General features: G+C 44.0%; 11 protein-coding genes, 1 tRNA gene and 1 CRISPR repeat array. Of the genes, 7 read left to right on the top strand and 5 right to left on the bottom strand.

Annotated elements, in window-relative coordinates:
* Positions 1-14: 14 nt before the first annotated feature.
* The 3 genes from JMX03_RS03305 to JMX03_RS03315 all read left to right on the top strand — a co-directional run bounded on the left by JMX03_RS03305 (position 15) and on the right by JMX03_RS03315 (position 3,530).
* A complete protein-coding gene (locus JMX03_RS03305) occupies positions 15-1,103 on the top strand; it encodes a DUF58 domain-containing protein (protein ID WP_227695235.1) in 1,089 nt (362 codons plus the stop codon).
* Complete coding sequence (locus JMX03_RS03310; RefSeq protein WP_201594462.1) at positions 1,100-3,337, top strand: transglutaminase family protein; 2,238 nt, start codon at positions 1,100-1,102, stop codon at positions 3,335-3,337. Before JMX03_RS03305 ends, JMX03_RS03310 begins: the two co-directional genes overlap by 4 nt.
* 116 nt (positions 3,338-3,453) lie before the next feature.
* A tRNA-Val gene (locus JMX03_RS03315) sits at positions 3,454-3,530 on the top strand.
* 230 nt (positions 3,531-3,760) lie between these two features.
* Here JMX03_RS03315 and JMX03_RS03320 read toward each other — a convergent pair.
* Entirely contained in the window at positions 3,761-3,985 is a 225-nt protein-coding gene (locus tag JMX03_RS03320) for a helix-turn-helix domain-containing protein (protein ID WP_201594464.1), read from the bottom strand.
* A 149-nt stretch (positions 3,986-4,134) separates the two neighbouring features.
* Between JMX03_RS03320 and JMX03_RS03325 the strand changes: the two genes are divergently transcribed.
* The 4 genes from JMX03_RS03325 to JMX03_RS03340 are packed head-to-tail and all read left to right on the top strand — an operon-like array spanning position 4,135 to position 6,179.
* Positions 4,135-4,350, top strand: coding sequence for a hypothetical protein (locus tag JMX03_RS03325; RefSeq protein ID WP_011959964.1), 216 nt, complete (start codon positions 4,135-4,137; stop codon positions 4,348-4,350).
* Between the two features lie 11 nt (positions 4,351-4,361).
* On the top strand, positions 4,362-5,552 hold the full coding sequence (locus JMX03_RS03330; RefSeq protein ID WP_201594466.1) for an Arm DNA-binding domain-containing protein: 1,191 nt from the start codon (positions 4,362-4,364) through the stop codon (positions 5,550-5,552).
* 2 nt (positions 5,553-5,554) lie between these two features.
* Positions 5,555-5,845: a hypothetical protein gene (locus JMX03_RS03335; RefSeq protein WP_011959966.1), complete on the top strand. Its 291-nt coding sequence runs from the start codon at positions 5,555-5,557 to the stop codon at positions 5,843-5,845.
* Between the two features lie 13 nt (positions 5,846-5,858).
* A complete protein-coding gene (locus tag JMX03_RS03340; RefSeq protein ID WP_068037380.1) occupies positions 5,859-6,179 on the top strand; it encodes a hypothetical protein in 321 nt (106 codons plus the stop codon).
* Between the two features lie 108 nt (positions 6,180-6,287).
* A CRISPR array of direct repeats spans positions 6,288-8,296; the repeat unit is 28 nt; unit sequence TTTCTAAGTCACCTATGCGGTGATGAAG.
* Positions 8,297-8,474: 178 nt separating this feature from the next.
* Here the strand turns inward: JMX03_RS03340 and cas6f are convergent.
* The 4 genes from cas6f to csy1 form a co-directional block, all read right to left on the bottom strand.
* Complete coding sequence (cas6f, locus tag JMX03_RS03345; protein ID WP_227695244.1) at positions 8,475-9,080, bottom strand: type I-F CRISPR-associated endoribonuclease Cas6/Csy4; 606 nt, start codon at positions 9,078-9,080, stop codon at positions 8,475-8,477.
* 3 nt (positions 9,081-9,083) lie between these two features.
* On the bottom strand, positions 9,084-10,094 hold the full coding sequence (gene csy3, locus JMX03_RS03350) for a type I-F CRISPR-associated protein Csy3 (protein ID WP_201594468.1): 1,011 nt from the start codon (positions 10,092-10,094) through the stop codon (positions 9,084-9,086).
* Between the two features lie 68 nt (positions 10,095-10,162).
* Positions 10,163-11,134 (bottom strand): type I-F CRISPR-associated protein Csy2, encoded by a 972-nt coding sequence (csy2, locus tag JMX03_RS03355; RefSeq protein WP_201594470.1) that lies wholly within the window; start codon positions 11,132-11,134, stop codon positions 10,163-10,165.
* A complete protein-coding gene (gene csy1 / locus JMX03_RS03360) occupies positions 11,131-12,510 on the bottom strand; it encodes a type I-F CRISPR-associated protein Csy1 (RefSeq protein WP_201594472.1) in 1,380 nt (459 codons plus the stop codon). Before csy1 ends, csy2 begins: the two co-directional genes overlap by 4 nt.
* Positions 12,511-12,559: the final 49 nt, after the last annotated feature.

Below are 12,559 nucleotides of genomic sequence, written 5' to 3' on the forward strand. Positions count from 1 at the left end.
AAGATAGGGCAGTTATGACAGTACCAATGCCACAAACGCCGCCAGCGCCAGACTCTGCTCAACCTAAAAAGGCAGCCTCGGAAACATCTGGCGTATTGGCGCGTTGGTTTGCCAAGCGCGCGCCCAAAAGCGATAGTGTTAAGTTGAACTTGCGCAATGTCTATATTTTCTTTAGCCGAGAAGGGGCGCTGTTCGCCTTACTATTAGTGATAACCTTTATCGCTGGTATTAACTATGGCAATAATTTGGTGTTGGGTTTGTTTTTTTATCTGGTCAGCGTTTGGTTGATCAGCTTTCATGTGACCTTTGCGCATATATCGGGTTTGCAAATCGATTTGCTTGACGTTACGACAGCAGAGGTAGGCTCAGCCGTCTGGGTGACGCTGCAAGTACGGAGTGAGAGCCGACAACCCAGACGTCAGCTAAGCTTTAGCTTTGAACAAGCGAAAAGTAACAAAAAAAACAGACGTAAGCGTAACGCTCAAAGTCAGCTCAACCTCAACAGCGAGACAAAAGTATTGCTACCAAGTCTAAAAGACCAGCAAATCATTCGCTTGCCTGTCATGACGGATAGGCGTGGCCAGCTTGAGCTGCCAAGACTGAAGATTAGCAGCGTCTATCCGCTAGGTATTATGCGTGCTTGGTCATATGTATACTTTGCGCGCCGCGCATGGGTCTATCCTAAACCGTTAGCGTTTGATTGGCAGGCGCAGTATATGACGGCCAGTGTCGATGATTTGCCTGTGGATGCGCATTATAGTCAGCATACTCAGGGTCAAGATGACTTTGAAAGTTTGGATAACTATATCGAAGGCGAGTCATTGGCGCGTGTATCTTGGGCGCATGTGGCACGCGGTCAGGGCATGCTTACCAAGCACTTTGCTGATCCAGTCGGTGTGGAGCAGGTGCTAGATTATGCAGACATGCCAGCTGCCCATCATGAGCAGAAGCTCGCGCAATTGGCGCACGGCGTCATTACCCTTGGTAAGCTTGGTGTGCCTTTTCAGATGCAGCTACCCAACGAAGTCCACTCTGTCGCTACCGTCGGTCAAGGTGAGTCGTTTGCACAGGTCTGCCTATTACGATTGGCAAAAGCACCATGAGCGATTCTCGTAATACTTCCAGTACAGCTACTTTTTCAAATTTGGCAAAACAGCCAAGCTTTGAGCAGTTGGCGCTCGGTCAGTATCAGAAGATAGATGATAGCTCAACCACAAATAAAAAATGGCATAGCAAGTTATTAGCATTACCAGCTTATTATTGGGTGCTATTGGCTCAGATCGTGGTGATATTTCCGCATGCGGCGCACCTGCCCTTATGGTTGATGGGCTTTGCGGTAGTCAGTATCATGGCTCAGCTACCACCGATTAAGGCCAGATTTAGACAAGCACGCCATCTAAAACGCCTTTATCAAGGCATGCAGATGCTTGGGTTTTTGTTAGGGCTGGCGGGTTTGTGGCTCACTTATAACGCAGCGTTTGGGCTGGATATGGGCGTGGCATTTTTGGTGCTGTGCTTGATTAGCAAGTTGTGGGAGCTGTATAAGCGCCGCGACGCCTATGTGGTATTGAACTTATCGCTGTTTGTGCTTGCGGCGCTGTTTTTGATGGATCAAGGGCTGATCACTACCTTAGAGGTCATCATAGGTACTGTCGTTGTGTTACTGGTCTTTATTGCTCTTAATGATGATGGCAATAGACGCGGTGATGGACGCTTGCGGACGCTTGGGGTATTAGGAATTGGAGCATTACCGTTATTAGTGGTGCTGTTTTTATTCTTCCCACGTTTGCCGCCGCTATGGTCAGTGCAATTATCAGGAAGTCAGGCGACTACAGGTGTCTCAGACAGTATGTCACCTGGCGACTTTGCCAATTTGGGTCAATCCACTGCGCTTGCCTTTCGGGTTGAGTTTGCAGAGGAGCGCCCACCTCAAGATGAGCTGTACTGGCGCGGCTTGGTGTTTAGCGACTTTGATGGGGTGACATGGCGACCTAACAGAAGTGCACAGCAGCAGTGGCAATCGCAGCAAACACAGCCGCAATGGCTGAATAGAGCACTGGCCACCGCACCCAGTAATGTGCAGCTTGAGCCCAATCACTACGAAATCATACTAGAACCAACTCAGCAGCACTGGCTATTTGGGCTGGATTATCCGTTTGCTCAGCGCTCAGATGTCAGTATTACCTCAGACTTTACCTTATTAAAAGATCAGCCTGTCACGCAGCAGCTGCGCTATGATGTATTGCGTTTTGCACCCATGCGTATCGATCCAGTGCTTGATGCAGCCTCTCGGCGTGTCAACTTGGCATTGCCTGACAATGGCAATCCACAAGCGCGCGCCCTTGCTCAGCAGCTATTTGCCGAGTCAGGCTCAGATCCTGTGCGCTATATGCAAGCACTTGAGCGCTGGATCAATCAGAGCGAGTTTCGCTATACGCTATCACCGCCACGGCTGAATGATAACCGTATCGATGAGTTTTTATTCGATACCAAAGCAGGGTTTTGTGAGCATTATTCTTCTAGCTTTACCTTTATGCTGCGTGCAGCTGGTATCCCCGCACGAGTGGTAGCAGGCTATCAGGGCGGTGAGCCGAGTCGGGGCGGCAGCGTGTGGGAAGTGCGGCAGATGGATGCTCACGCTTGGACGGAGGTATGGCTTGAAGGTCAAGGTTGGCTACGCGTAGATCCGACAGCTTTTGTCGCGCCTGAGCGGGTCGAGCAGGGGATGGACGCACTGACTCAGAGCCAAGGCGCGGCGATGTTTGGCGATGGTGCGGGCGCACAGCTCAGCTATCAGCAGTATCAAATGCTGCAAACTCTGCGCCGTTTCTCTGACCAAGCCAGCTACTATTGGCAAAAAGACATCGTCGGCTATGATCAGGACAAGCAAGCAGGCTCGCTACTCAAATGGTTCAATATCAGCTCGATCATGCAGCAGATTGTCTGGCTGGCTGCCAGTGCCGTGACCGTGGTCAGTATACTTGCGCTGATGATCTGGCAACGACGACGTAAGCGTTGGCATCCAGCAGACCTGCCACTAGTGACACTGTCTAAACGCTTGAGTAAACATGATCCGTTGTTGGCTCGTGATGAGAGTGAAGGGCAGCTAGCATGGCTTGAACGCTTAGCAGCTAGCCTTGCTGTCCCTGATAACTCTGACACCCTAGATAATAGCCTAGAGACAGACAACCTAGATGTGACTCAACAGCATATAGAGCAAATTAGACAGGATTATCGGCAGCTACGCTATGGGCGAATGAGTACGTTTGATGCTAATAGCGCTGAGTACCAACGACTACTTAAGCAGCTCAAAGAAAACGTACGTAAGCTATTGTAAATAGCCAAATGATAGTCGGATAATGCGTGATTTTGTGTTTATTTAATAATAAATCACAGTTTCGATAGAAAGTGCTTGCAAAGTCCCAAAAACTTGCTAAAATGCTCAACCTAAATAGGCGTATAGCTCAGTTGGTTAGAGCGCTACCTTGACATGGTAGAGGTCGCTAGTTCGAATCTAGTTACGCCTACCAGATTCGAAAGCCCCAATCTTTATGATTGGGGCTTTTTTTATGCCCATTTTATAGGGGTTGTAGCGCAAAACTTCTATTTGATTAGTGTTGTAGCTGCTCTATTTTTGTCAGCATTCTTTTTTCTTAAAAAAGCTCGGTGACCAAATGGTGACTAAAACGTGACCAACCTAAAATATCACTATCTCGTTTTCTCCGATATTTGACCTCTACTCCAAACTTTTCTGTACCGCCTATTTATCTTCTTCTGATGCCTCGTTAGGGACATAAGTAAATAGGTCTCCCACACCTACATCTAGTGCTTCACAAATCTTATCCATGGTTTCAAAATCTATTCGTGAGGTCTGCTCATTGTAGATTTTGTGCATCGTTGATTTACTGATGCCTGTCATCCTTATCAGATCAGCCACCTTCATTCTGCGCTCTGCTAATAAAACTGGCAAGTTAGACACAATCATAATAAAAACCTTTATTTCGTAAAAAGTACTTGTATCGAATAACAAATAGCAGCATATTAAGCACATCGAAGTACTTTGTTATTTTATAGAAGTACATTTATACTCGATAGAATCGTAAAGTAGCTTAATTAACTTACAAGGAATCTATTATGTCACATACTTACCTGACAACCCAAGAGCTTTCTGAGCGTATCAAATACAATCCGCGCACTATCCGTAATGAGCTTAAGGATAGCGTACTTATTGAGGGCATTCATTACATACGTCCTTTCGGTGGTCGCAAGATTTTATACGTTTGGGAAGAAATTGAAAAAGACATGCGCACTGGTATCACCGGTAGCATCAACGCCATGGCATTGCAATAAGGAGAAATATGATGGCTAGCATTAGAAGCAGGTATAAAAAGCTTGTAGTTGATTTTCGCTATATGAGAATACGCTGTAGGGAGACGACAAACCTTGCAGACACACCTGAAAATCACAAGAAGCTTGAGAAATCTATTGAGAAAATGGAAGCGGAAATTACTTTAGGTACCTTCAATTATGCTAATTACTTTCCAAAAAGTGATAAAGCAGAAGAGATGATGGCATTAAACGATCGAAAGGAGTGTATTCAAACGGACGTCCCTTCCTTCAAGCAGTTCGCAACACTATGGTTTTCTGAAAAAGAAATTGAATGGCGCGATACTTACAAGCGCAAAATACAGGAGATTATTGATATGTATTTGCTTCCTGAGTTTGGTACTAAACCCATTCATCTCATAAAAAAGACAGATGTATTAGCCTTCCGTTCATCGCTCGGCAAAGTAACGTACGGAAAAGCTAACAAACATCTGTCAGCGGCACGCATCAATTCTATAATGGTACCTTTAGGTATGATACTAAAAGAAGCCGCTAAACGCTATAAGTTTGATAACCCTTATTATGATATCAAGGCACTCAAACAGCCTAAAACTGATATTCAGCCTCTCACACTGGAGGAGGTTTGGACGTTTATTAATGGCGTGAGGGAGGATTATCGCCATTATTATCTGGTGCGATTTTTTACAGGTATGCGTACTAGTGAGATTGATGGGCTGACATGGGATAACGTTGATTTTAATCGTCGTGAAATTGTCATTAAGCAGGCGTTAGTCAAAGGCAAGATTGTTCCTCCTAAAACACAGGAGTCTTATCGTGCTATTCAGATGTCTCCATGGGTCTATGATGCGCTGAAAGAGCAAAAAGAAATCTCCTATAGTCGTTCGGATTATGTGTTTTGCTCACATACGGGTGAGCCATTGGATTATAACAATGTGAATAAGCGTATTTGGCATCCCACACTTAAAGTTTTACGGTTGAAGAAGCGTAACGCCTATCAAACACGCCATACGGCAGCGACTTTGTGGTTGGCGGCAGGTGAGAGTCCTGAGTGGATAGCCAGTCAAATGGGGCACTCAACGACTAAGATGTTATTTAACACTTATAGTCGCTATGTACCAAATATGACACGGCAGGATGGTAGCGCTTTTGAGGCGCTCGTAAATCGAAGCCAGATGGCTCAATTATCTACTGACAAGGAGACGTAAAAATGAAAATTATTGATTACGATAAGCTATTTGCCGAGTTTAAGCCTAATGGCTATGTCAGTGAGGATGCCCATACTATCGCTAATATGTTGATTTATGATTTGTGTATTCAACCTGGTTATAATCTAGCACGCTTTTTAGAAATCAAGCCTTGCTTTGATAACCATATGGCAATACGTATATGGGTACAGAAGCGCTTGGATGCGAGTCTTGGATATTTGGTTGATGATATGTATGTTCAACTACAAAGCGAGATTTACGAGCTACTACCGCCGTCTGGTTATGGCTACTAACGAGGAGAATATCATGAGTGTTAACTTTGTGTTCGACTCAAGCCTAGATGATGTAGCAAAGCGTTTGTGCTATCAGTATTGGTCATACGTATCACCCAATGACTATATCGCTCATCTAAAGATACTTTGCTACGATTACAATATAAGGTCTGATGAGTTGTTTGCTACGCTTGCAAAATGCCAGGTTTATTTGGGTGATATACATTGCGAGTATTGCGGTCGTCCTTATCAACTCGATGTGCCAGCAGATATCCCCCATGCAAGACAACATAAATCTTGGTTTTGTGATGGATGCATCAGTTTTTCTGGGGGACAGCTTACGGTTAGTAGGTAGGTATTTGATAATACTTGATAACCAGATGGCCTAGGCTGTCTGGTTTTTTATTGTTTGTTATTTTTTTCTATGTCAAAAGCTTAGCGTTTAATCAGTCTTTTTGCGAGACTTCTAAGTCACCTATGCGGTGAGGAAGCTAAGGCTGCTGAGTGGGGTGTTAAGCACGTTTTTCTAAGTCACCTATGCGGTGATGAAGCAGTCGTTAAAGCGCGGCCTTGCTCATCAGTTTTTCTAAGTCACCTATGCGGTGATGAAGGGGTGTGCTCTAACACTAGCTCGATAGTCTCATTTCTAAGTCACCTATGCGGTGATGAAGTCATGCCTTAATTGGTGTGGGCTTTTTTTGTGTTTCTAAGTCACCTATGCGGTGATGAAGCAAAGCTAGCGAAAAAACTAGGAATAACACAATTTCTAAGTCACCTATGCGGTGATGAAGCGGGGGCAAGATACGATAAATAGTTACACATATTTCTAAGTCACCTATGCGGTGATGAAGAAAGCGGAAAGTTTGCCCGTTTCTATGAGAAATTTCTAAGTCACCTATGCGGTGATGAAGGGCAAGTTGGCAAAGTGATGTTGGCGTTCGAGTTTCTAAGTCACCTATGCGGTGATGAAGACCCCACCGCTCATCATCGCAGACTAAGCTGCTTTCTAAGTCACCTATGCGGTGATGAAGAAAGCTATCTGAACGTATCGACCATTACACGCTTTCTAAGTCACCTATGCGGTGATGAAGAAGGGTCATAAATGCCACTAGATGCAGTGACATTTCTAAGTCACCTATGCGGTGATGAAGTTTGAACATTACATCAACATCACGCTTTACATTTTCTAAGTCACCTATGCGGTGATGAAGTTCCAAAGTGCATCGCAAGCTAAAGGTTTATTTTTCTAAGTCACCTATGCGGTGATGAAGGCGGCTGGTTGGTGCCGTCCATAGTTGGTATTTTTCTAAGTCACCTATGCGGTGATGAAGATCGTTAATCGTGTTGAGCGTGTTTTGCGTTCTTTCTAAGTCACCTATGCGGTGATGAAGGAGAAAAGAATCACGAAACAGGATTTATAACATTTCTAAGTCACCTATGCGGTGATGAAGGAATACCTTATTAAGCAGTTAGCATTTCAGCATTTCTAAGTCACCTATGCGGTGATGAAGCGAAGTAGGGCAGCGAGTCCACTCTATCTAATTTTCTAAGTCACCTATGCGGTGATGAAGAACCGCTATAACTACTAGGCAAACTATCATAATTTCTAAGTCACCTATGCGGTGATGAAGCTATCATGTCAATGTCAGAGCACTGGCTGCATTTTCTAAGTCACCTATGCGGTGATGAAGGTGAGCTTGTCGCACTGTGCAAAGCAGCATAATTTCTAAGTCACCTATGCGGTGAGGAAGTGTAGGGATTCGGCTGTGTCGAGACCCGCACGTTTCTAAGTCACCTATGCGGTGAGGAAGCATCGGTGAATGGAAAGTACCATCTATTATGTTTTCTAAGTCACCTATGCGGTGAGGAAGCTGTCACAAGTAGTCTTGCCTGATGCGGGACTTTTCTAAGTCACCTATGCGGTGAGGAAGAGCTGACGTATAGCGAGGTTAAAGTCGTCGGTTTTCTAAGTCACCTATGCGGTGAGGAAGAATAATCGCATGAGTACACTTAATGACATTAACTTTCTAAGTCACCTATGCGGTGATGAAGTCGTGCCGTCAAGACAATGAAGGCTTTTTATATTTCTAAGTCACCTATGCGGTGATGAAGATTGCTAAGAACAGGCAAGGACAGGTCGGCAATTTCTAAGTCACCTATGCGGTGATGAAGTTACTCGCTTAGTAATCGCTAATGAGGGTGCTTTTCTAAGTCACCTATGCGGTGATGAAGCATAATATCGGTGATGCCGGTCTAAACATCGATTTCTAAGTCACCTATGCGGTGATGAAGTTAGCGGCTGTCTGTATAAGATTATGATTAAATTTCTAAGTCACCTATGCGGTGATGAAGTGACTTTACTTGATGATCTTAGCTCTCAGATTTTTCTAAGTCACCTATGCGGTGATGAAGATGCTGAGCTGCTCATCACAGCTGGTGTGGACATTCTAAGTCACCTATGCGGTGATGAAGAGGAATTATACCTCAAAAAATTCAGTTACAACAAGGCGTGGAGAGTAAAACACCCTATTTTACCCTCCGTTTTTAACCCTATCGTAACTATTTGATTTTACTAAAAGTTTTTAAATATCTCAAAAAAAGGGTTTCTAAGCCCTTTTTTTGGGTAATTCGTCATTACCATTAAATTAGCTTACCAATGAGGTACAGTAACCTTATCTGCCACATTGTTAATGCCATAACTATTAAACGACCCTTGAGTTTCGTTATCTGCCATTTCTTGAATGATAGATAATGCGTAGGGTTGATTGTTGCTGATGCTCCTTAAGTTGATATAGGGATAGGGTTTATTATCCTGCTTATGTTTCGCGCAGTGTATCAGCGCCGTCTCCAGCGTAATGCCTTTATGCTCAGCGAATACTTCAGCTTGCTTGAGCACGTTTTTGTGACGGTAGCGCTTAACCACAACGTGCCCTTTGGATTTGTCACCAACCTCATTGATGCGCTTAACATGCACATAGTCGGTTAATCGCTCTAGCCATTTATCAAGATCTAAAGTTTCTAAATCCTGCTGACTGGGAGCAAAGACGCGAAGTTTTAGACCAAGCTTGGATGATTTTCCTTTTTTATCAAAATGATAATCAGGGAAGCTAACACCGATAGATTCGATGCTGTGCTTGTTTTTCATCTCCGCTAATGCAATATGAAATTGGGTAAATAGCTTACTCCAAATGAAGTAAGGCGCAATCTCAGGGTCAGGGATGATGGTGATTTCTTGGAAATGGGTCATCTGACTCATAAGTTACTCCTTGCCGCTGGCACCGAATACGCCGCCACGAATAAGTACGCCCATGACATAATGCTGCTGGTTTACGTCTGGCGATTCATCTTTTAATACCCAGTTATCAAACAGGCTGTAGAAGTCCATTTTATCTTTAGGTTGGCGAAACGCTGTACCCAAAGTCGTGACTGCACCATAAGGTTCGATAGCGATAGGGAACTCGGCTTCAGGATACCAGTCATCGATAGTGCGAATGGCATTGCTGACTTTTTGAGAGTGCATGCCTGCTTTGCCATTAATCTCATACAAGATTTTACTTTTGCTCTTGCCCGTATCGAGTACCAGTTCTTGCGAGGGATAAACTTCTTGACCGTAACCCATTATGGCAGCGGCTTTGACGTATAAAATGATAAAAGCGTCACCATTTAAGCCATTTTCAATCAGCTTAGCCAATTCATTGATTTTGCTATCGTCTGTATTGAAGTCTTTTAGTGAAATGGACTTTGCATCAAATTCGAAGTCGTGTTTAGTGCCATCAATATCACATTTAACATTAACCTTAATGCTTTCAGCGCCTACACGATTGCGCCACAACCAGCGGGCATTGGCAATATTACTAGCGTAGCGACGAGCCAACTCATTAACGCCTTGGTTATCCAAATAATCCTGTACCGTTGAGACTAAGGCCTGTTGATAATCTTGGTCGTTACAGACGCTAGGTTTACCGGTGAACGGCAACACCTTACAGCTCCACGTTACAATCAGAGTATCATTGGTTTCATCTAATGAGGCTGAATCTACCGTTTGTAGATTGGCTTTTTGAATTTCGGCATCGAGCTTGGCAGGGTCTTTAGCAATGGCGCTTTTTTGACGGTTGCTAATCGTACCTCTGACAGATTTTTCGTTAATGGTTACAGGACTAATTTTAGCGTTAACAGTTTGGCTGTCTGTTTGTGCAAAGAAACCATCTGAGATATCAAGGTTACGCTCGAAGGCTAGGACGGATGCGGTTTTTAGGGCTGTTTTTGACATGTGATTCTCCATAATAAAAAGGATTAAAAAGTTAAATGGAACGGGTTATTGATTAGAACAAAGTAAAATTAAAACTCTTCATTTTGGGTGACTAAATAAAGTGATTCATCGGCGTCATAGTGATAGCGCCAAAACGCATTAGCGATATCATCGTTACCACCGACACTATTTAAACGCTGCGGATAGACCCACTTGCCAAGGCTGTAGATGGCTTCGACATATTGGCTAGGATATTCTGGATTACGCACGTTTTGCATCATGCCAGCATCGTATAAATCAGAGATGCCTTGATAACCTATCGGCATAGGCACGAGCCAGCCATGACCGCTTTTACGTGAGGTAGTTAGCCACTTTGTTTCGCCGTTTTTTTGGGTTTCAGGGATATGATGCAACGCACAAACATCTATCAAAGCATCTAAAGACGTCGCGTCTGGATTGTCTGTTTGTACCTTATTGATAATCTCAGAAAAGTCTTCCTGCGCGTCCATCAACACAAAAGCAGGCAGTAACTGTGGAATGATGGAGCTGACGTCATCTTTATCAAAGAACTGCACCGGCTCAAACCTTGCCAAGCCGCGTACGCTACCACCAGCCATGCGCTGCTGTTGAAGCCACTGCTTGGTTTTCTGCATGGCATAATCTTGCTGCTCATGGCTTAAGGTATCTGTACCTAATATCTCGACCACAAAGGTCATCACCAATCGGCATTTGCCTTCTTCAATTATAGAGGCGGTTTTGCCATCTTTTTTGATGGGATTGCGCGTTTGGTTAAAAGTGTAGTTGTTATAACTATTAGGACGATACATTTGTGGTTGGCAGTCGTGACAGGCAAGCAGTGCACCGCCTAAGCAGACATCAGAGAGCAGCTCATCATCTGCCATTTTTCGTGACATCGCATGAAAGCTACCCAAAAACCCAGTGATAGCAGGGAAGCCATAAGTCAGCGGACTTGAGATAGTATTCGCTCCTTCAATGACGACCTTTTTAAACATCAAATAGCCAACCACACCAATACTATTGTCATCATCTATGCGGCTCATAAAAATACTCCTTTGCCTGCGCGCTCGTAGCGTTTTTTCATATCCTCAATCTCACGCTCCCATTCCAAATGCTCAGCATCACCAAAATCGCTGGCTATTTGCTTAAATTCAGCTTGCATTAAGGTATTGAGCCAACGCGCAAAACGATGAATAATTTGACTATGCCAAGCGTCATCTTCTTCACGTTCTGCTTTGAACTCAGCTTCACCATCAAGGTCGGCGCGTTTGGGGTCGAGCCAAAGCTTCTCAATGCGGTCAAGCTCATAGTCTTTTGACCAGCCAGCATGTAGGGTAGTGCGGATATCTTCTGCTGCGGCAAATATCTGATATAACACTTCATCGATAGCTCGTTTGCGCGCGTCTCTGACATCGACAATATTGCGCGTATCTTTAATGGACTTAAAAATATTTTGGATGGCTTCACGGGCGTTATATTCCATGCCAGTGCTAAAGATACTATTGGCAAATTTGGATAATTTAAAAGCGCGGTCTTGCTTGATGATTGGCGGCAGAGAGGAGAGGAGGTAATTACGGCCACCTTGTTTACTCATGAGCAGGCTGACGTTTTGCGGCTTAGTGCCACCAAGCTGAACGGTTGCCAAATTATTCAAGCTCACATAAGGACGCTGTTCGGCAGCTTTCTTAAAGCGATTATCGCGTGCGGCTTTATTCTCATCAGAAAATTTAAGATGATTGACGCGTTGGTAAACTTCATGGGTAAGTACAGAAGGATAAAGCGGGACGATATTAATATAATTAAGCTGCTCAATGTCGGTCTCTTCATAAGCGTTGGTCACCCATAAGGTCTGTTTATTACGCTCATGAGTGACAGGCTCAATAATGTTGTTTTGTAGTGCCTCTTTAAAGGTCTGTTGGTAAGTATTTGCAAGAGTCTGGTCACTGTTAAGTGAAGCAACAAAGTCAGTATTATCGTCTAGAATAAGATCACGAATTTTAGTTGTCTCATTTATTTCAAAATCGAAAAAAGCCGCAAGGGGCAGGGCAGCAGCATTACCATTAGCATCAATATAGCTACTATCTATTGAGTGCGTACCGACGATGGTTTCTGATAAATTATTTATGACTTCAAAACTGACGTTATCGCCCTTGGCGTCAGGGTGTACCCCTTTTGAGATATGCGTACCAAAATTTAATTGCTTTGCCATGCGCGTTGCAGCGTCAGCAATCCAATTATTGACGCTATATTTATCTTTAGCATCTGCTAAGGTTTCTTTTAACTCTGAAGCCTTTTCATGCTCCTTACTTTCAACGGCTTTAGCGAGCTGCTTTTGCTCGGTTTCAGTTTTTTTGTCGTATTGGCTAGCAAGAAAGGCGTTGACCGCATTGCTTGCTAGCTCTGGGGGTATATCGTTCATAAACAACATCCTAAATAGTTGTAGGCTGGGTTTTTAACCCAGCTTCGAA

It is taken from the genome of Psychrobacter fulvigenes, from assembly GCF_904846155.1.
GTDB classification, from domain to species: domain Bacteria; phylum Pseudomonadota; class Gammaproteobacteria; order Pseudomonadales; family Moraxellaceae; genus Psychrobacter; species Psychrobacter fulvigenes.